The 20,445-nt window shown below is 72.9% G+C and carries 11 protein-coding genes; 6 read left to right on the forward strand and 5 right to left on the reverse strand.

Annotated features, from left to right (window positions below):
- Positions 1 to 2,099 (reverse strand): glycosyltransferase family 2 protein (locus AADR41_RS34470; protein ID WP_342285806.1); only part of this gene is annotated, 2,099 nt, incomplete at its 3' end.
- 362 nt (positions 2,100 to 2,461) lie between these two features.
- Between AADR41_RS34470 and AADR41_RS34475 the strand changes: the two genes are divergently transcribed.
- The 4 genes from AADR41_RS34475 to AADR41_RS34490 all read left to right on the forward strand — a co-directional run bounded on the left by AADR41_RS34475 (position 2,462) and on the right by AADR41_RS34490 (position 9,461).
- The gene (locus AADR41_RS34475; RefSeq protein ID WP_342285808.1) at positions 2,462 to 6,010 is read left to right on the forward strand and encodes a bifunctional glycosyltransferase/CDP-glycerol:glycerophosphate glycerophosphotransferase; all 3,549 of its coding nucleotides are present in this window, start codon (positions 2,462 to 2,464) and stop codon (positions 6,008 to 6,010) included.
- A gap of 222 nt (positions 6,011 to 6,232) precedes the next feature.
- Positions 6,233 to 7,441, forward strand: coding sequence for a hypothetical protein (locus AADR41_RS34480; RefSeq protein ID WP_342285810.1), 1,209 nt, complete (start codon positions 6,233 to 6,235; stop codon positions 7,439 to 7,441).
- 60 nt (positions 7,442 to 7,501) lie between these two features.
- Positions 7,502 to 9,016, forward strand: coding sequence for a bifunctional glycosyltransferase/class I SAM-dependent methyltransferase (locus tag AADR41_RS34485; RefSeq protein ID WP_342285812.1), 1,515 nt, complete (start codon positions 7,502 to 7,504; stop codon positions 9,014 to 9,016).
- 70 nt (positions 9,017 to 9,086) lie between these two features.
- Positions 9,087 to 9,461, forward strand: coding sequence for a hypothetical protein (locus AADR41_RS34490; RefSeq protein WP_342285814.1), 375 nt, complete (start codon positions 9,087 to 9,089; stop codon positions 9,459 to 9,461).
- Between the two features lie 75 nt (positions 9,462 to 9,536).
- Here AADR41_RS34490 and AADR41_RS34495 read toward each other — a convergent pair whose 3' ends face one another.
- From AADR41_RS34495 to AADR41_RS34510, 4 genes are all read right to left on the reverse strand, one after another.
- A complete protein-coding gene (locus AADR41_RS34495; protein WP_266915525.1) occupies positions 9,537 to 10,448 on the reverse strand; it encodes a carbohydrate ABC transporter permease in 912 nt (303 codons plus the stop codon).
- The gene (locus tag AADR41_RS34500; protein ID WP_342285817.1) at positions 10,445 to 11,863 is read right to left on the reverse strand and encodes a carbohydrate ABC transporter permease; all 1,419 of its coding nucleotides are present in this window, start codon (positions 11,861 to 11,863) and stop codon (positions 10,445 to 10,447) included. Before AADR41_RS34500 ends, AADR41_RS34495 begins: the two co-directional genes overlap by 4 nt.
- A gap of 4 nt (positions 11,864 to 11,867) precedes the next feature.
- On the reverse strand, positions 11,868 to 13,229 hold the full coding sequence (locus AADR41_RS34505) for an ABC transporter substrate-binding protein (protein ID WP_342285819.1): 1,362 nt from the start codon (positions 13,227 to 13,229) through the stop codon (positions 11,868 to 11,870).
- Positions 13,230 to 13,370: 141 nt separating this feature from the next.
- Positions 13,371 to 17,009 carry an FHA domain-containing protein gene (locus AADR41_RS34510; RefSeq protein ID WP_342285821.1) on the reverse strand — a complete coding sequence of 1,213 codons (3,639 nt, stop codon included), beginning with the start codon at positions 17,007 to 17,009 and terminating at the stop codon, positions 13,371 to 13,373.
- Positions 17,010 to 17,562: 553 nt separating this feature from the next.
- Between AADR41_RS34510 and AADR41_RS34515 the strand changes: the two genes are divergently transcribed.
- Positions 17,563 to 19,221 (forward strand): serine/threonine-protein kinase, encoded by a 1,659-nt coding sequence (locus AADR41_RS34515; protein WP_342285822.1) that lies wholly within the window; start codon positions 17,563 to 17,565, stop codon positions 19,219 to 19,221.
- A gap of 182 nt (positions 19,222 to 19,403) precedes the next feature.
- Positions 19,404 to 20,445 (forward strand): serine/threonine-protein kinase (locus AADR41_RS34520; protein WP_342285824.1); only part of this gene is annotated, 1,042 nt, incomplete at its 3' end.

Raw genomic sequence — 20,445 nt, forward strand, 5'->3', positions numbered from 1 at the left:
CCCGCGCCCCGCTCGTCATGGGTGACGGGCGCCGACACCGTCTCGCGCAGCGTCTCGTGCCGCAGCACGAGGCGGTCCGGGCCCTCGTCCTGCCGTACGCCCGTACCGGCTCCGGTCACCCCCTCCACCCGCAGCGCCCCGTCCGGCGTCCACACCGCCCCCTCCACGAACGGCTGCCCGCTCAGGTCCAGCACCAGCTCGCCCGCCGCGTCGGCCACGACCGGCGGCGCCGACTCCGGGGCCACCGCGAGCGGCACCCGCGTACCGTCGGCCAGCACCAGCCGCGCCCGCCACCGGCCGCCGGGCTCCGGCTCGACCTCGCGCGGCGCCCGGTGCGGTGCCGGTACCGCAGCCGCCATCCCGGCGAGGTCGGCGAGCGGGATCCGTACCGTGAAGCGGCCGTCCGGCCGGCATTCGACGGGGTGGCCGAACTCCTGGTCCGCCACCCCCTCGCAGGTCAGCACCAGGGCCTTCGGCCGGACGCCCTCGTACAGCCGGCCGGTCAGCTCCAGGTCCGTGCCGAAGCGGTGGCTCTCGCAACGGGCGGGCAGCTGAGCCAGGGTCAGCCGGAGCCGCCCGCCCCGGTAATCGAGCACCGCCCGCCGTCCGTCGCCCAGATCATGGACGAGCGGCTGGGCGGCCCCCGTGTCCACGGCGCGCACCGCCACCCGGCGGACCGCGCCCTGGGCGGCCACCATCATCCCCACCATCCAGCCGCCGGGCCGCAGCCGGCGCGGGTCGAGGATCATCTCGAAGCCGGAGTGGTCGTAACGGTGCAGCTGCTGGCCGGAGTCGACGGTCGCCTCGGGCGAGAGCACGCCGCGCAGCGGCACCGTCCGCAACACCTGCCCCTGGGTCGCCCGCACCAGGCCCACCTTCAGCGAGTGGCGGGGCGTCGTGGCCGGCAGATTGCGGATGTACGCGTAACCGCGCAGCCGCAGCTTCCCGTCGTCGCCCCAGCGCGCGTCCAGCAGCCGGGCCACGGCCGGGAGGTCGGTGCGGGCGAGGCGGACGGTGTCCGGGATGCCGGGGAAGCCGGCCTGCCGCCGCCCCGGCACCCCGCCGACCATGAACGTCCCGGCCCCGTTGGCCCGTTCGAAGGCCAGCACCTCCAGCAGCTCCGGGAGCCGGCGCTCCTTCACCAGCTGCCACTTGATCCGCAGCGACACCGGGAACTCATGGGCCACGGCCCGGTCCGCCCGGCCCGCCCCGTCCATCCGCTCCATCCGGTCCAGGAACGCCCCGGCGCCCGCCATGAACGCCTCCCGGTACTCGGGTCCGCCCAGGGGGAGCCCGTCCAGGAAGTACACGAAGTCGTCGCGCAGGCACGACAGGTCGTAGCGGCGCCGCGCACCACCGTTCGCCACCCCGCCCCGGCCCGCCAGGAACGCGCTGACCTGCTCGCACGCCGAGATCCGGTCCCGCACGCCCTGGACGTCCGTACGGTGCCGGGTGACCGAACCCTGCCGGACCCGCCAGTAGTGGACGTGCTCGTGCAGCACGTCCACCGAACCGGCCAGGTAGTGCGCCGGGATCACCACCGGGGTGTCCTCGTACAGCGTGCCCTCCGGGAAGGCGAAGGCGTGCCGGTCCCAGAAGGAACGACGGAACACCTTGTTCCAGGCGACCCGGTCGGCGAGCAGCCGGGGATCGCGGCCGATGTGGGTGCGGGCCCGGCTGCCGGTCAGCCAGCGGTACTCCCGGGCCTGCTGCCGCCCCTGCTCGGTCAGCTGCCACACATTGCCGGTCGCGAGGTCGGAGCCGGTCGACTCCAGAGAGGCCAGCATCCGCGCGTAGCCGTCGTGGACGACGACGTCGTCGCTGTCGACGAACGCCAGGTACGGCACGTCCGGGGTGGTGTGCCGCACGCCCGTGTTGCGGGCCGCGCCCGGCCCGCCGTTGGGGCGGCGGACACAGCGGAAGCGGCGGTCGTGGGCGGCGAAGGACTCGGCGATGGCCGTACTCCCGTCCGTCGAACCGTCGTCCACGAGGACCACTTCGATGTCGCCGACGGACTGTCCGGCCACCGAGCGCAGGCAGTCCTCCAGGTGGTCCTCGACGTTGTGGACCGGGACGACGACACTGAGGCGCGGCTTCATGCCCGCTCAACCGGGGCGGACGCCCCGGGTCACCGGCACTGCCCCGAACGGGTGAACACGGGATTCGGCGCGGGGTGACGGCGTGATTACGCTCGGCTGCCATGCTTCTCGGTGTTGTCGTGCCCGCCCACCGCGATCAGGGATGTCTCCGGGCCGCCGTCGAGTCTGCCCGTACGACGACGGGAACGCGGCCGAACGCGTGGTGCGCCACCTGTTCCTGGGCGGGACGGAGCCGTACCGCCCGGCAACCGGGGAGCGGTCGATCTCACCCGTTCGGGAGAGACCGCGACCGGTGACCCCCGGACCGTCACGGGGTTGAGCCGTACGGACAGTCAGGCCCCCGATGAACGGATGTGCCCAGCATGCCGCCACGGCTCAGTGTCGTCGTACCCGTCCACAACGTCGAGCTCTATCTGACGGACTGCCTGAAGTCCCTCGCGGAGCAGACCATGGCCGACCTGGAAGTGGTGATGGTCGACGACGGCTCCACCGACGACAGCGCGGCCCTGGCCGCCGCGTTCGCCGCACGGGACCGCAGGTTCCGGCTGGTGAGCCAGGACAACGGCGGGCTCGGGCACGCCCGCAACACCGGGGTCCGCAACTGCGATCCGGGCGCCCGCCACCTCGCCTTCGCCGACAGCGACGACGTGCTCCCGCCCCGCGCGTACGAACTCCTCGCCGGCGCCCTGGACGAGACCGGCTCGGACATCGCCTCCGGCAACGTGCTGCGGCTGCGGACCGGCGGCCGGCTCCAGCAGTCGCCCGAATTCCGCAGGCCCATGGCGACCACCCGGCTGCGCACCCACATCTCGCGGGACTGGGACCTGGCCGCCGACCGGATCGCCTGCAACAAGGTCTTCCGCCGGTCCTTCTGGGACGAGCACGCCTTCGCCTTCCCGGTCGGCGCCCTCTACGAGGACATCCCCGTCGTGCTGCCCGCCCACTTCCTGGCCCGCTCCGTCGACGTGCTGAAGGACCCCGTCTACCACTGGCGCGTCCGGCCGGGCTCCCCCGCCACCCGCCGCGCCGTCGTCCGCGGCGTCCAGGACCGGGTCTCGCACGTGCTCGGCGTCTGCGCCTTCCTCGACGAGCACCGCGACGCCGCCGACAAACGGCGCTACGAGGCCCATGTGCTCGCCAACGACCTCCGGTACTTCATGGAGGCGCTGCCCGACGGCGACGAGGAGTACCGGCGCGCCTTCGTCACGTACGCCAACGAGTTCACCGACCAGGTCGACCCGGCCGTGCTCGACGCGCTGCCGCTGCGGCTGCGCCTGATGTGGCACCTCGTACGCGAACGCCGGACCGGCGAACTGCTGGACCTGCTCGCCCTCGACACGTCCGAGCCGGGCGCCTTCACGGTACGGGGGGTACACCGCCGCAGCGCCTCCTACCCGGTCCTCACCCGGCCGGTGCCACGCCCGGTGCTGCGCGTGACCGAGCGGGACCTGCCGCTCACCGCCCGGCTGCGGGACGCCCACTGGCAGGACGGCAGACTGCACCTCAAGGGGTACGCGTACATCCGCAACCTGCCCGCCGGATCGCGCGCCGCCGAGTTCCGGGCCGGCTGGCTGCGGGCCGGACGCCGGCGCGTGGTGCCGCTGCGGCTGCGCACCACCGTCGAACCCGAGGCCACCGCCCGGTCCCGGCAGAGCCTGCACGACTACGACAGATCCGGCTTCGCGACCGTCGTCGACCCGGCCAGGCTCCGCATCGACCCGGCCGACGGCCCCGAACGCCGCACCTGGCGGCTGGAGATCGGCATCGCCGGACACGGCATGCTGCGCCGCTCCGGACTCTCCACCGACGAGGCGGGCGCCCCGCCGCCCGTGCACCGCCCCGACGGCGACCACCGGATCGTGCCCGCCTTCGAGGGCGGCAGACTGGTGCTGCACGCCGAACGGATCGACGCCCGCTTCGAGACGCACCGCGCGGGCGACACCGGCGACGGAACCCCCACCGTGGTCATCGACGGAATGATCCGCGACCGGCTCGGCAACGGGCCGCTGCGCCTCGCGCTCACCCACCGCCCCTCCGGTACCGCCTTCGACCGTCCGGTGACGGTCCACGAAGGGGCCGTGCCCTCGGCGGCGGGCTGGCGGCGGTTCACCGCGGACGTCCCGCTCGACGCCTTCACCCACGCCCGGCCGGACGCCGCCGAGGGCACGGAGCTCGCCCAGGTCTCGTACGGCCTGCACCTCGTCGGACCGGACGGCCGCCGCACACCGGTCGACGTGCCGGGGCCGGTACTGCCCGGCCGGTACCCGCTGGCCGGGACCGGCGAGGAGCGGCGCGAACTCGGCCTCACCACCTGCTCCCGCGGCAATCTGCTGATCAGCGACCGCACCGTGCAGCCCGCCGTCGACCTGGCGACCTGGACCGGGGACGGGCAGCTCCTCCTGGAGGGCACCTTCCCCGGACTTCCGCAAACGCCCCTCGACCTGGTGGCCAGACACGGCGGGCACGGCGAGGAGGCCGTCCTGCCGCTCACCCTCTCCGGGGCCGCGGGCGCCCGGCGGTTCCGGGCCGCGCTCCGGCCGGACGCCGTCGAGATCCCCGGCGGGAACCTGCCGCTGGGCCAGGGGGACTGGTACCTCTTCCTCCGCGAGCGGGGCGCCCGGGACGAGGCGTACGACGCCGCGCTGCGCATCCCGGCCGCCGCCCACCGCACCCTGCCCGCCGCCCGCACCCTCGGCGGCCGGACGTACACCGTCGATCGGCGCTTCCACGACCGGCTGCTGATCAGCAGTGCCCCGGTGCTTCCCGCGGCGGAACGCGGCCCGCGCGGCAGGCGGCTGCTGCGCGAGCGCTACCGGGCCCGGCGCACCGCACCACTGCGCGACACCGTGCTGTACAGCAGCTTCGACGGCCGGCAGTACTCCGACTCGCCGCGCGCCGTCCACGAGGAGATCGCCCGGCGCGGCGCCGAACTGGAACACCTGTGGGTGGTGAGCGACCAGCAGGCCCGCGTCCCGGCCGGTGCCACGGCCGTCGAGCACGGCTCCGCCGCCTGGCACGAGGCGCTGGCCCGCAGCCGCTACGTCGTCACCAACACCCAGCTGCCGGAGTGGTTCGAGCGGCGCGAGGGCCAGTGCGTCGTCCAGACCTGGCACGGCGCCCCCCTCGAACGGATCGGCCTCGACCGGGCGGGCACCGCCCGCGCCGACGCCCCCCACCCCGCCACCATCGAGCGGCGCGCCCGCCAGTGGAGCTTCCTGGTCTCGCCGAACAGCTTCGCCACCCCCGTCCTGAGACGCTCCTTCGGCTATCCGGGCGAGATCCTGGAATGCGGCTCCCCCCGCAACGACCTGTTCCACGCCCCGGACCGGGCCAAGGTCGCCGCCGCGGTACGCGAACGGCTCGCCGTCCCCGAGGGCAAGCGGGTCGTGCTGTACGCGCCGGCCCTGCGGGAGGACCAGCCGCGCGGCGACGGCCGGTACGCCCTCGGCCTCCGGCTCGACCTGGCCGCCGCCGAACGCGAACTCGGCGACGACACCGTGCTGCTGGTGCGCCGCCACCACCTGGTGACCGGCCGCGTCCCGGACAGCGGCAGCGGCTTCGTCCGGGACGTCTCGCGCTACGGCGACGCCGGCGAGCTGATGCTGATCAGCGACGTCCTGGTCACCGACTACTCCTCGCTGATGTTCGACTTCGCCCGGACCGGCCGCCCGATGCTCTTCCACACCTACGACCCGGCGCACCACCGCGACACCCTGCGCGGCCTCTGCTTCGACTTCGAGGCCCGTGCCCCCGGCCCGCTGATCCCCGGTTCTGCCGCTCTCGTGGAGGCGCTGCGCGATCCGGAGCGGGCCACCGCGGGACACGCGCAGGCGTACGAGGCGTTCCGCCGGGACTTCTGCGACCTGGACGACGGGCACGCGGCGGCCGGTGTGGTCGACCGAATGCTGTAATCCGTACCGCCCGGCCGTGCCGCTTCCGGCCGGGCAATTCTCTTCCGCCGCCGTGTGCCCCCTGAACCGTTCGAGTGATTCAGGGATGCGAATGTTTGCGCGGATGCGCGAAATATTCGAGTAATGGTCCATCTAAGTGTGGCCATCGGTGCGTTGTTCAGCGTCTTCGGGTTGCTACGTTCTGTTTTCATGGGTATCCGAATGCGATGCGAAACCTGGAACGTGTCACGCGCAAGGGCGGTGGTGATCGTCGCCGCCGTCGCGGGTCTTATCACCCGAATGCTGATCGCGGCGAACAAGCCGGGCCCGGCCGATGTGCGAATCTTTCACGGTTTCGCAAAGGCGATCGTGCGTTACGGCCCCATTCGGATTTACGAACAGCCGCTGCCGGGACTTCCCGTCTACAACCATCCGCCGCTGGCCGGCTGGATGCTTCTCGGGCTGAATGAGCTCTCCGAACTCGGTATCCCCTTCGGCACGTTGATCAGATCGCCCGCCTCGATCGCCGACTTCTTCTGCGCGATCGTCGTCTTCGAGATCGTGCGCCGCCGCGGTTCACTCGGCGCCGCCGTCGCCTGCGGCGTGGGCGTGGCCGCCAGCCCCGTACTGATCGCCACCTCCGGATACCACGGCAACACCGACGCGGTCGCCATCACCTTCGCCCTGGTCGCCGCCCATCTCCTCGTGGACCGCAGGGCGCCGCTGGCCGCCGGGGTGGCCGCCGCGCTGTCGATCAGCGTCAAGTTCATCCCCGTGGTGGTGATCCCGGCGCTGTTCCTGGTCGCGGTGCGGGCGGGCCGGCCGGCGTTCGTCCGCTTCTCGGCCGGGTTCGCGGCCCTGATCGCCCTCGTCTGGGGGCCGGTCCTGCTGACCGTTCCGCAGCACCTCAAGGAGAACGTCCTGGAGTACGCGGGCGGCGGCTACCGCCTCTGGGGGCTCGTCCGGTTCGCCGATCTGCTCGGCCTGCCGCAGTCCTTCATCACCTACATCGAGGGCGACGGCCACTTCATCTTCGTACTGGCCTGTGTGGCGGCCGGGGTCTGGCTCGCCTGGCTGCGGCCCGCGCAACTGCCGGTCGTCGTCGCCGTCACGATGAGCCTCCTGCTGCTGCTCTCCACCGCCTCCGCGCTCCAGTACCTCACCTGGGCCGCCGCCGGACTGTTCGTCGTCGGCTTCTGGGAGGGCGCCGCGTACAGCTGCCTGCTCGGCCTGACGGCGGTCCTCGGCTACCAGGGCCGCTCCGCCGTGCACTGGAGCGAAACGGTGCTGCACCTCGCCGAGCTGGGCTGGGTGGTGCTCGCCGGGGGCCTGGTCAGCGGAGTCCGCAAGATCATCGCCGCCCGGCCGCAGCCGCCCGCCCGGCCGCCCGCCGGACGGAACCCGGCCGCGGCGTCCTGCGCCGAGCAGCGCACCGGCTGCGCCGTCAACTGACCCTCCCCGCAAGCGCCAGACACCAAGCACCGAGTACCGAGCGCAACTGGAGAACGCCCCGTGAAGGAAAGCCCGAGCCCCAGGATCGGCATCCTGGTGGTCGCGTACAACGCCGAGACGACGCTGGAGAGGACACTCGACCGCATTCCGGAGGACTTCCGGTCCAAGGTCGCCGAAATCCTCATTCTCGACGACGCGAGCCATGACGCGACCTTCACCGCCGGCTGCCGCTGGTCGCAGACGGAGGGAATGCCGCGGACCGTGGTGATGCGGCACACGAAGAACCTCGGATACGGCGGGAACCAGAAGGCCGGATACGCGCTGGCCGCCGAGCACGGACTCGACATCGTCGTGCTGCTGCACGGCGACGGACAGTACGCCCCGGAATTCCTGCCCGACATGGTCGCACCGATCGAACGCGGTGAATGCGAGGCCGTCTTCGGGTCGCGGATGATGAAATCCGGATCCGCGCTCAAGGGCGGTATGCCGATGTACAAATGGCTCGGCAACCGCATTCTCACCCGTGTGGAGAACGCCCTCCTCGGATCACAACTCACCGAATTCCACTCCGGATACCGCGCCTACAGCGTCGCGGCGCTCAAGAAGCTGCCGATCCACCGGAACACCGACGCGTTCGACTTCGACACCCAGATCATCGTCCAGCTGCTCAACGAGGGGATGCGGATCAAGGAGATCGCCGTCCCCACCTACTACGGCGACGAGATCTGCTACGTCAACGGCATGAAGTACGCGAAGGACGTCGTCAAGGACGTCCTCGAATACCGGCTCGCCGTCAAGGGATTCGGCACCTGCGGCTGGATCCCCAAGCCCGTCGAGTACGCGTTCAAGGAGGGCGACGGATCCTCGCACTCCGTCATCCTGGAGAAGATGCGCAGCCTCCCGCCCGGCCGGGTCCTCGACCTCGGCTGCTCCGGCGGACTGTTCGCCCAGCGCCTCGAAGCCCTCGGCCACGAGGTCACCGGCGTGGACTACATCGAGGTACCCGGCGTACGCGAGAAGTGCACCCGCTTCCACCTCGCCAACCTGGAGGAGGGGCTGCCGGTCGAGATCGGCGTCGACTACGACTACGTGGTCGCCGGCGACGTCATCGAGCACCTCTCCCGCCCCGAGCGGGTGCTCGCCGAGGTCGCCGAGGTGCTGCGGCCCGGCGGCCATGTGCTGCTCTCCGTGCCGAACTTCAGCCACTGGTACTCACGGCTGCGGGTGGCGTTCGGAGTCTTCGGCTACGACCGGCGCGGCATCCTCGACGAAACGCATCTGCGCTTCTTCACCCGGGCCAGCCTGCGCCGCACGGTCCGGGACGCGGGCTACGACGTCCTGGACATCGCGTCGACCGGGGCCCCGTTCTGGGCGCTGCTCGGCGGCGGACCGCTCCCCGCGGTCCTGGGCGCGGTGTCGAAGCTGCTCACCCGGATCCGGCCGACGCTGTTCGGCTATCAGCACGTCGCACTGCTCACCCCGCATGCGGCCGAGACGATCATCGCTGGAGAGCACGTCGATGTACAGGACATCCTCAACCGACAGTACGTCCATGCCGACCGGGTCGGCGTCTGAGGCCGCCGTCCCCCGTCCCGCCCCCGCCCCGGAGCCGGAATCCGCGGGCGTCGCAGTCAGGAGCAAGGCCTTGACCCTCCCCAGTCTGATGCTGCTGCTGTTCGCCGTGTTCTCCTCGGCGGGCGGTCAGATCATGCTCAAGCACGGGATGAAGGGCGCGGCCGCCGCCGCGGGGCACGGCGGCGGATCCGTCGCGATCCGCGCCGCGACCAGCCCCTGGGTCGTCCTGGGCCTGGTGGTCTTCGGGGTGTCGGCCCTGGCCTGGATGGCGACCCTGGCCAAGGTTCCGCTGTCCATCGCCTATCCGTTCAACGCCCTCGGGTATCTGCTGATCGTGCTGGCCGGGGCGACCGTGCTGCACGAGCGGACCTCGATGTGGACCTGGGGCGGCTCGCTGCTCGTGGTCATCGGCCTGGTCACGGTGATGGCGGGCCAGCAACGCTGAAGGTGCCGCCGCCGGACCGGCCCTCGGGCCAGTCCGACGGCGGCACCGTCCGCTTCGCTCGTCCGCTTCGCTCGGCTACTTCACCGCGCCCGCCATCACGCCGGAGACGAACTGGCGCTGGAAGGCGAAGAAGACCGCCAGCGGAATCACCATCGACACGAAGGCGCCGGGCGCCAGCACGTCGATGTTGTTGCCGAACTGCCGTACCTGCTGCTGCAGGGCCACCGTGATCGGCGGGGAGCCGGAGTCCGCGAAGATCAGCGCCACCAGCATGTCGTTCCACACCCAGAGGAACTGGAAGATGCCGAGCGAGGCGATCGCCGGACCGCCCAGCGGCATCACCACCCGGGTGAAGAGACGGATCTCGCCCGCCCCGTCGAGCCGGGCCGCCTCCAGCAGCTCCCTCGGGATCTCCGCGAAGAAGTTCCGCAGCAGGAAGATCGCGAAGGGCAGGCCGAAGGCCGTGTGGAAGATGATCACGCCGAAGGTCGTCTCGAAGATCCCGACCGCACCGAACAGCTTGGAGACCGGGACCAGGGCGACCTGCACCGGGACCACCAGCAGCCCCACGACCACCAGGAACCACCAGTCGCGGCCGGGGAACTCCATCCAGGCGAAGGCGTATCCGGCCAGTGAGCCGATCACGACGACCAGCAGGGTCGCCGGAACGGTGATCATGACCGTGCTGAGGAGGGAGTGGGTGATCGTCGGATTGTCGAGCAGCCGGGAGTAGTTGTCGAAGGTGAGCTCGGACGGGGCCGTGAACACCTTCCACCAGCCGGTCGCCGCGATGTCGTCCGCGCCGCGCAGCGAGGACAGCAGCAGACCGATCGTCGGCATCAGCCAGAAAAGGGCCACCAGGACGAGGAAGATCCGCATCGCGCCGCCGCCGGCGCGGGCGGCCAGCCGTGCGCCGAGGGACCGCTCGGCCTTCACCGGAGCACTGTCGGCCGGTGTGCTCGTGGCCGTGGTCGACGCTGTCGTCATCGGCGCCCCTCCTTCCGGATCCGGCGGATGTTGACGTACATCACCGGGAGTACCAGCAGCAACAGGAGTACGGCGATCGCGCTGCCGATCCCGAGGTCCGCGTCCGTGCCGAACGAGGACCGGTAGAGCTGGAGCGCCAGCACGTTCGCGTCGTCCTGCGAGGAACCCGGCGCGATGATGAAGACCAGGTCGAAGATCTTCAGCACGTTGATCATCAGCGTGACCAGCACCACCACGAGCACGGGCGCGAGCATCGGCACCGTGATCCGGCGGAACACCTGCCACTCGTTCGCGCCGTCCACCCGGGCCGCTTCGAGGAGTTCACGCGGCAGCCCCGCGAGCCCCGCCGCGATCAGCACCATCGCGAACCCGGCCCACATCCAGACGTAGGAACCGATGATCCCGGGGGTGACGAGCGTCGGGCCGAGCCACTCGACCCCGTTGTAGGGCTCCTTGAAGTTCGAGGCGGGGAGCCGGAGCCCGGCGCCGTCCGCCGACGCGGGCAGCGTGAACGTGCCGTCCGCCGCCGCCTTCGCCGTCGCGACGACCTTGCCGTCCTTGACCGCCTCGACCTCGATGCCCTTGAGCCCCAGCTCCTTGGCGTCGATGACGTTGGGCTTGCCGCCACCGCCCTTGGTGAAGTCCAGCCACGCGGTGCCGTGGATCTTCCCGTCCCCGGCCGCGGCGGCCTTCGCGGGCTTCGCGTCCTTCGGCATGTTCGCCGGGATCACACCGACCAGCGGCAGTTGCACCGGCTGCCCGGCCCGTACCGGCGCCTTGGTGACGAACGAGCCGCCGGGGCCCGCCTTGAGCGGGTGGACGGGCAGCGGGTGCGCCTTCGGGTAGCCCGCCGACTCGTTGAACGTGTCGTGCACACCCACCCATACGGCGTTGGCGACCCCGCGCTCCGGGGCGGCGTCGTACACCAGCCGGAAGATGATGCCGGCGGCGAGCATGGAGATCGCCATCGGCATGAAGACCACCAGCTTGAACGCCGTGCCCCAGCGGATCCGCTCGGTCAGCACCGCGAAGATCAGCCCGAGGGCCGTGGAGACCGTGGGCGCGAGCACCACCCAGATCGCGTTGTTCTTGACCGCTGTACGGATGGTGTCGTCCGTGAACAGCGCCTTGTAGTTGTCGAGTCCGGCGAAGCCCGTACCCGCCTGGTCGAAGAACGACCGGTAGACGGAGTACACGATCGGATAGACCACGAGCGCGCCCAGCAGCACCAGCGCGGGTGCCAGGAAGAGCGCCGCGAAGAACCGGCGGGTGCCGGTCGCACTCCTGCGCGCGCGTCCCGGGGCGCCGGCCGACGGATCGGACGGCTTCCTGGGCGCGGGCACCGACGGCTCCGGGGACGATTGCTTGTCGGCGGGGGGCACCGCGTCGGCGCCCCCCGCTGCGGCTGTCGTCATCCCGTCAGCTCTTGTACGCCTTGGCCGCGTCGGACTCCAGTTTCGCTTGAGTCCCCGCGATGTCCTTCGGGTTCTTCAGGAAGTCCTGGAGGGTCTTCCACTCACCCTTGCCGGGCGTCCCGCCGAACGACTGCGGCGCCTGGTCGGACATGTCGAACCGGACGGAGTCACCGGCCGCGACCAGGGCCTTCGCCATGGTGCGCTGCACCTCGTTGGGGTACGCGGTGGCGTCCAGGCCCTTGTTCGGCGAGATGAACCCGCCCTGCTCGGCCATGATCTGCGCGGCATCGGTCGAGGCCAGCCAGGTCAGCAGCGCCTGGGCGCCCTTGCCGTCCTTCAGCGCCACCGCGGCGTCGCCACCGGTCACGACCGGGGACTCGGCACCGACGGCCGGGAACGGGAACACCTTGGCGTCGGTCCCGATCTTCGCCTTCGTCTGCGCGATGTTGACGCCCACGAAGTCACCCTCGAAGACCATCGCGGCCTTGGGCTGGTCACCGCCGGTGAAGGTCTGGGTGACCGAGGCCGGGAACTCCGTCTGCAGCGCGCCGTCGGCGCCGCCCGCGATCAGCGACGGCTTGCCGAAGAGCTCGGCGAGCGTGGTCAGCGCCGCCTTGACGGACGGGTCCGTCCACTTGATCTTGTGCTGGGCCAGCTGGTCGTACTTCTCCGGGCCGGCCTGGGAGAGGTAGATGTTCTCGAACCAGTCGGTGAGGGTCCAGCCGTCCGCGCCACCGACCGAGACCGGGGTGACACCCGAGGCGGAGACCGTCTCGGCGGTCTTCAGGAAGTCCTTCCAGGTCTTCGGCTCGGCCGCGCCCGCGTTCTCGAACGCCTTGGCGTTGTACCAGATCAGGGACTTGTTGGCGGCCTTGAAGTACACGCCGTACTGGGTGCCGTCCACCGCGCCCAGGTCCTGCCAGACCTTCGAGTAGTTCTTCGCCAGCTGAGCCTTGGCCTCCGGACCGACCGGCTTCGCCCACTTCTTCTGCGCGGCCTGCTGGATCGCGCCGACCTGCGGGATCATCGCGATGTCCGGCGGCTGACCTCCCGCGATCTTCGTACCGAGGAAGTTGACGATCGGGTCCTGGGCCGGGACGAAGGTGACCTTCGCGCCCGTGCGGTTCTCGAACTCCTTGAGGACCTTGACGAAGTTGGCCTGTTCGGCACCGGTCCAGACGGCCGCGACGGACAGCTTCTCGCCGTCCAGCTTGGGCAGGTCGACCGACGAGCTCTGCTTGCCGCTCCCCGAGCCCTTGTCCGACTTGTCCTTCCCGCCGCCGTCGTCACTGCATCCGGTGAGGGCCAGTGCGCCGACAGCGGTGAACACCGCGGCGGCCCTGCTGATCCGAAGGGTTGTGCGCATTGCTTCCCCGTCTCTCACATCGTTGTGTGCGCACAGTCCTACGCCCGGCCCCCGGACGCCGCAATACCGCTTCTCGTGTCAACTCCTTGATCGTGATGGGCTCGTGACGTGATGTCAGTGCATGTCCGGACCCGGTCCCGGTCAGCTGTGGACGGGGCCGAGCGGGGCTATCGGCTCGGCGTTCACCGAACGCGCCGCCCGCTCCAGAGCACTGGCCAGCAGCGCCAGGTCCGTCGGTCCGTTGCCCAGCTCGCGGACCGGGCGGCGGGTCGGCGGATCGCCCATCCGCTCCCACTCCAGCGGCACGACGGTGGGCCGCAGCGTGGCGGTACGCGGGATGCGGCCGGTCACCCGGCCGCCCTGGAACGGCGTCACCCGCCCGTCCGGATGCCCGAGCCTGCCCCGCCCGGGCGCCGGGTCCTCCGGCGACGGCTGGACCACCGGCGCGTCCAGCACGATGCGCAGCCGGGCCCCGTGGGCCAGGTCGGTGTCCTCCGTGCGCTCCGGGCGGGCCGACGCCGCGACCAGGTGGACGCCCAGCCTCCCGCCCTCCCGCGCCACGGTCTCCAGGGCCCGCACCACCGAACCGGCGGCGGGGCGGCCGGGGCTGCCGAGCGCCGGGGCGACCAGCGCGTCGAAGTCGTCGACCAGGACGACGAGCCGGGGCAGCGGAGAGGGCCCGGGAGCCGGGGACGCGGCGGCGGGGCGCAGCCGGAGCGTCCCGCTCATCGGGGCGTCCACGTCACCGCGCTGTTCCGTGCCGGCCGGCGGGCGCTGGCCGACCATCCGCCGGGCCACCTCGTGCCGGTGATGCCATTCGGTGAAGTCGTACGGGCCGAGCAGCTCGGCACGCCGCTTCAGCTCGCCGCCCAGCGCCTGCGCGAACTCCCGCATCCGGACCGGATCGGAGGCCACCAGGTGCATGAACGCGTGCGGGAGTTCGGTACAGGGGCCGAGGCCCTCGCCGCGGTCGCCGCCCGCCCCGTCGACCAGCAGGATGCCCAGCAGGTCGGGCCGGGCGGCCGCGGCGAGCGAGGCGGCGACGGCCCGCAGCAATTCCGTGCGCCCGCTGCCGGCCGGTCCCTCGACGAGGAGGTGCGGGCCCTCCTCCGCCAGATCCACGCTGACCGCGCCCCGGGGCCCGGCCCCGAGCACCACCACGGGCCGACCGACCGCGGCGGTGCCTTCGGCGGTGGCGGGGGCGGGTGTGCCAGCGCCCGCGACGGCCTCCGCGGCGGGGTGCCCGGCGGTGGTGGCGCTCTCGGCGCCTCGCGCGGCGATCCGGGGGGTGTCGCTGCCGCGCGGCCCGCTGACCCGGTTCGAGCCATGTCCGGATCCGGCGGACCGCGGACCGCCGGATCCCCGGCCGTCACCGCCGCCGCTGCCCCAGGAACCGGTCCCGGTCCCGGGAACGGTCCGCGAGCTCGGGGTGTCACCGGGCGCGCCGCCGTGACGCTGCCCGCCGACCCGGGACGCGGAACCGCCGGGATGCGGGGTGCGGCCGGAGTCCGGGTACGGGGTGCGGCCGGAACCGTGGGTGTCGTCGGGAGCGAAGGGGCGGGCCGGGGTGCCGATGTGTGTGGCGTTCTCACTGCCGGGGTACGGGGTGCGGCCCGAGCCCGGGGCGTATCCGCCCGTGCCGTCGGGGCCGGGCGTGCCGCCCAGCCGCTGGGCGCCGACCCGGGGGGCCGGGTTGCGCGGATACTCCGTACGGCCCGAGCCGGGGCTGCCCGTGTCGCCGCCGTCCGTGCCGCCGCCCGCCGGCCCGCCCGTCCAGCGGCCCGAACCGCGCACCGTGGCACCGGGCTGGTCGTCCGCGGTGGAGGCCCAGCGGGCCATCAGGGAGGCCGGGGTGGCGCGGGCCAGGCCCAGCTCGTCCAGCAGCCGGGCGGTGGCCGGAAGCGCGGCGGCCGGCCGGCCGTGAGCGGTGACGGCACCCTCCGTGCGCAACGGGGCCAGCGCCCGGCCGAACCGCTCGGCCCAGTGCGCCGACACCGCGTCCACCGCGGCGACCGTGCCCCGGCCCGCGGCCCGGCCGTCCGCCGTCCGCAGCAGCCGCAGGGCCGTCGCCACATCGCCGCTCAGCATCGCCACCGCCCCGCACTCGCGGAACGCGATCGAGGCGTGGCAGGCGGCCTCGTACGTCGCCGCGACCGGTGAGGTGGGGGTGGCGGCCGGGGTCTCGGCCAGACAGATCAGATGGATGCCCGCCGCGGCACCGGCGGCGGCCAGCCGGGCGGTGCTCTCGCGCAGCGCCGCCGAGCCGGGGTCGCCGTCGACGACGACCACGGTGTACGGCCCGGTGTACCGCTGCGCGGCCCCGGCGATCGTGGCGCGGTCCTGGCTCGCCCAGCCGGGCCCGAGCGGCCCGTCGTCCAGCCGGCGCACCAGCTCCGTCGTACGGGCGGTGGCCTGATCGCGGTCGTACGCCAGGAGCAGCCGGCACTCCTGGCCGTGCATCGGCCGCAGATGGGGCAGCCAGCCGAGCCAGGCCCACTCGCGTCTGCGCTCCTCCGCGCTCCGGGCGCGGTCCGTGCTGATCAGCACGATCTCCAGATCGGCGGGGGAGTGCAGCGCGGCGAGCTGGGCCACCGTCGAACGGGCGAGCCCGGCCAGCCTGGTCCGCGGCCCGGCGAGCCCGAGCGAACCGGCCTCCCGCAGCCCCACCGTGACCGGCACGGCGGGCAGCTCCGCCCGGTCGGTCGTCCCCAGCCGCACCACGAGCGCCTCGGGGTGGGTGGTGCCGCGCTCCCACAGCCGGGGGCCGGGGCCGAGCGCGGTCAGCAGCACGGCCGCCGGGTCGGGCCAGACGCTCTGCGCGGCGGGCCCCGGGGGCGCCGCGTGGCCGGCCGGGAACACCGGCTCGGCCGTGCCCGACCCGTCGGGTGTCGCCTCGTGGACGGGCTCGCCCTTGTTGCCCGCGAGCCGGCGGGCCCAGGCGCCTATCCCGCCCCGCCGGGGCGGCTCGTCGCCCGGTGCTGGACGCGCCGGGCCGGAACGCCCGTCGTCACCTTCACCGTCGCCGTACGCGGGACCGGGCCCGGAACCGGGGGACGGCGGTGCGGCGTACCCATGGCCGGAACCGTGCTCCTCGGCGGCACGCCCGTCGGTACCGGCACCGGCCGGGGCCGTCGTGCCGGACACCCGTAGATGGCCCTCGCCGTCCGGCGCCGTGGCCAGCGCGGGCTCGGGGGCGCCCGAGGTCAGCCGGAGCGTGGACTCGCCGAGCCGCAGCAGCGCACCGGGCTTCAGCCGGACCGGGCGGTCGCGGACCTCCGCGCCGTCCAGCAGGGTGCCGTTGGTGGAGCCGAGGTCCGCCACCGAGACCAGGCCGTCGGCGGAGACCGTCACCGCGCAGTGCAGCCGGGACACGTCCGGGTCGTCGAGCGGCACGTCCGCGTCGGCGGAGCGGCCGATCCGGATCCTGCCGCCGTGCAGCAGATGGACCCCGCCCGCGTCCGGTCCCGCGACCACGTGCAGCCGCGCCGGAACGGCGTCGTCCACCGCCTCGTCCTCGCCCGGGACCTGGAGCGAGAGCACCGCCCCGTCCACCAGCGGGGGCTCGCCCAGGGCGCACCGCTGCGCGTCGAGCCGCTCGCGCCCGGCGAACAGCACCACTGCGCCGCTGCCCAGCGAGCCGTCGGGCCCCAGGACCGCGGCGGCCAGGCTGGACGCCACGGTGGCGAGCGCCGTCCCCGACGGGGCGGTGACCAGCACGTCGCACGCGCGCGCCGGGGTCTGGCCGCTGCGCGGCGCGAGGACGGTCAGCCGGATCTGCATCGCCGTCAGCGGTCCCTTCTGCGCGGGGCGCCGGGCAGGGGAAACGCCCTGTGAATCCCCCCACCCGACACGGACGCGTCGTCCGGTACAGGTTCGTCACGGCTCGCAGGGCTCCCGACCCCACAGTCCGTGCTGGAGGCATCCTCGCACCTGCCACTGACAACACGCCCGGCGGTCACCGCTAAGTGATCTTGAAACGTCGGCTGTGCGCCCATAAGTGCCTGCTTGGAACGCCGTCCGCGGTGACGGAACCGTCCCGGAAGAGCCTCCGGGGCGGTTCGTCGTACAGGTGTGCGGCAACCATCCGCCCGATGTGAGCGTCTTGTTCCGCAACGGGCCGGTACCGCCTCGGGGGCGGCACGGGCCGGGGCGGGCGGGAGCACGCCGCCGGACGGCGCCCGCCGCCCTCCGGGCGGCCACAGCGGTTTTCCGGGTGACGACGGCGGTCCTCCGGGCGGCCACAGCAGTTTGACGACAGGCCCTAGAGTTGGGCCGGAACTCCCGGCGGATCCGGGAACACCGTAAGCACCACGATCTGCAGGGAGCGCATGACGTGCGGCCGGTAGGCAGCAAGTACCTCCTGGAGGAGCCGCTCGGACGCGGCGCCACGGGCACCGTCTGGCGTGCCCGCCAGCGGGAGACCGCGGGCGCCGAGGCGGCCGTCGCCGGCGAGCCCGGCGAGACCGTGGCGATCAAGGTCCTGAAGGAGGAGCTCGCCAACGACGCGGACGTCGTGATGCGGTTCCTGCGCGAGCGCTCCGTGCTGCTGCGGCTCACCCACGAGAACATCGTGCGCACCCGCGACCTGGTCGTCGAGGGCGACCTCCTCGCTCTCGTCATGGACCTGATCGACGGCCCCGACCTGCACCGCTACCTCCGCGAGAACGGCCCGCTCACCCCGGTCGCCGCCGCGCTGCTCACCGCGCAGATCGCGGACGCGCTCGCCGCCAGCCACGCCGACGGCGTCGTGCACCGCGACCTGAAGCCGGCCAACGTCCTGCTCGACGAGCGGGACGGCCGGATGCGCCCGATGCTCACCGACTTCGGCATCGCCCGCCTGGCCGACTCCCCGGGGCTCACCCGGACCCACGAGTTCGTCGGCACCCCCGCCTACGTGGCGCCCGAGTCCGCCGAGGGCCGCCCGCAGACCTCCGCCGTCGACATCTACGGCGCGGGCATCCTGCTCTACGAGCTGGTCACCGGCCGGCCGCCGTTCGCCGGCGGCACCGCCCTCGAAGTGCTCCACCGCCACCTCAGCGAGGAGCCCCGCCGCCCCTCCAACGTCCCGGCCCCGCTGTGGACGGTCATAGAGCGCTGCTTGAGCAAGGACCCCGACCGGCGCCCCAGCGCCGAGAACCTGGCCCGCGGTCTGCGTACCGTCGCGGCCGGTATCGGCGTGCACGCCAGCTCCGCCCAGATCGCCGCGGCCGACGGGGTGGGCGCGCTGCTCGCCCCCGACCCGGCGCCCGCCGCCGTTCCGGAGACCCCCGGCGCGGCGGACCCGACGCAGGTGCTGCCGAGCAACGCCGGCTCGTTCGACCCGAACGCCGCCACCAGCGTCATGCAGCACGCCCCCGGCCCGGGCGGCCACGCCGACCCGACCTCGGTCATGCCGCCCGTACCGCCGCGTCCGGACGGTCCTCCGGAGCCCGACGGCCCGCACCCCTGGCAGTCCCAGCTCCAGGCGGCCCGCGACCGCAACGAGCAGACCCAGGTCCAGTACCTCGACCCGGGCCAGGATCCGCTGCGCCGCCGCCCCCAGCGCCCGCAGCCCCAGCAACAGCAGCCCCAGCGACGCCAGCAGCCGCCCCAGCACCAGCAGCAGTACCAGCAGCCGCAGCAGCAGTACCCCCAGCAACGGCAGCAGCAGTACCAGCCGCAGCCCCAACAGCAGCCCCAGCGGCAGCAGTACGCGCCTCCGCAGCAGCCGGCGCCCCAGCCGCCGGCCCCGCGTCAGCCGCGCGAGCCGAGGCAGCGCAGCGCCAACCCGATGAGGATCCCCGGCCTCGGCTGCCTCAAGGGCTGTCTGTTCACCCTGGTGCTGCTGTTCGTCGCGGGCTGGCTGATCTGGGAACTGACCCCGCTGCAGGACTGGATCGGCCAGGGCAAGAGCTACTGGAAGGCGATCGGCGACGCGGTCTCCACGGTCACCGACTGGGTCTCGGAACTGGGCGGCGGGAGCGACAGCAGCAGCGGCAACACCGGCCCCTGAGCGGCCGCACCACCATCATTTCTGTAGCTATATCGACTTCCGCGGGCCAGTTTCCACCGCATATCGCCCGCAGAAGTGAAGGTTGGCACCATCCCGGGCACTCAACCCCCCGGCCGACGCGTAACTTTGTCGACCGGGGGGTCATGAGCGACGGTCCATCGCCAGCCGCTGAGGGAGCAGTCTTGGCACGGAATATCGGCAGCCGGTACACCGCACACCAGATCCTGGGGCGCGGCAGCGCCGGCACGGTCTGGCTCGGCGAGGGGCCGGAGGGCCCGGTGGCCATCAAGCTGCTCCGCGAGGACCTCGCGTCCGACCAGGAACTCGTGGGCCGCTTCGTCCAGGAGCGCACCGCCCTGCTCGGACTCGACCATCCGCACGTCGTCGCCGTCCGCGACCTCGTGGTGGACGGCAACGACCTGGCGCTGGTCATGGACCTGGTACGCGGCACCGACCTGCGCACCAGGCTGGACCGCGAACGCCGCCTCGCGCCCGAGGCCGCCGTGGCGATCATCGCGGACGTCGCCGACGGCCTCGCCGCCGCCCACGCCGCCGGTGTGGTGCACCGCGACGTCAAGCCGGAGAACATCCTGCTCGACATGGAGGGCCCGCTCGGCCCCGGCAACTCGCACCCGGCGCTGCTCACCGACTTCGGTGTGGCCAAACTGATCGACACCCCCCGACGCACCAAGGCCACCAAGATCATCGGCACGCCGGACTACCTGGCGCCCGAGATAGTCGAGGGGCTGCCGCCACGCGCCGCCGTCGACATCTACGCCCTCGCGACGGTCCTGTACGAACTGCTCGCCGGCTTCACGCCCTTCGGCGGCGGACACCCCGGCGCCGTACTGCGCCGGCACGTCACGGAGACAGTCGTACCGCTCCCCGGCATCCCCGACGAACTCTGGCAGCTCCTGGTCCAGTGCCTGGCCAAGGCCCCCGCCTCCCGGCTGCGCGCCTCCGAGCTCGCGGCCCGGCTTCGCGAGCAGCTCCCGCACCTGAGCGGCATACCGCCGCTCGACGTGGACGAACCGGACACCGAGCCGGAACCCGAGGCGTACGACGAGCAGCAGTACGCTCCCGCCCCCGAGGAACCCCGCCGCCGAGGCGCGGTCCCGCTGGTCCCCGGTTCGTCCGCCGACGCCAACCGCGACACCCACACGAGCATGCGCGTCCCGGCCCCGGACGAACTCTCCGGCGGCCCCCGCGGCACCGCCAGGGCCC

This window comes from Streptomyces sp. CLV115, assembly GCF_038448545.1.
GTDB classification, from domain to species: domain Bacteria; phylum Actinomycetota; class Actinomycetes; order Streptomycetales; family Streptomycetaceae; genus Streptomyces; species Streptomyces sanglieri.

Excerpts from the sequence above, each read along its gene's own strand:
- AADR41_RS34495 (WP_266915525.1), bottom strand. The coding sequence starts at position 10,448 with ATGACGACAGCGTCGACCACGGCCACGAGCACACCGGCCGACAGTGCT.
- AADR41_RS34500 (WP_342285817.1), bottom strand. The coding sequence starts at position 11,863 with ATGACGACAGCCGCAGCGGGGGGCGCCGACGCGGTGCCCCCCGCCGAC.
- AADR41_RS34505 (WP_342285819.1), bottom strand. The coding sequence starts at position 13,229 with ATGCGCACAACCCTTCGGATCAGCAGGGCCGCCGCGGTGTTCACCGCT.
- AADR41_RS34510 (WP_342285821.1), bottom strand. The coding sequence starts at position 17,009 with ATGCAGATCCGGCTGACCGTCCTCGCGCCGCGCAGCGGCCAGACCCCG.
- AADR41_RS34475 (WP_342285808.1), top strand. The coding sequence starts at position 2,462 with ATGCCGCCACGGCTCAGTGTCGTCGTACCCGTCCACAACGTCGAGCTC.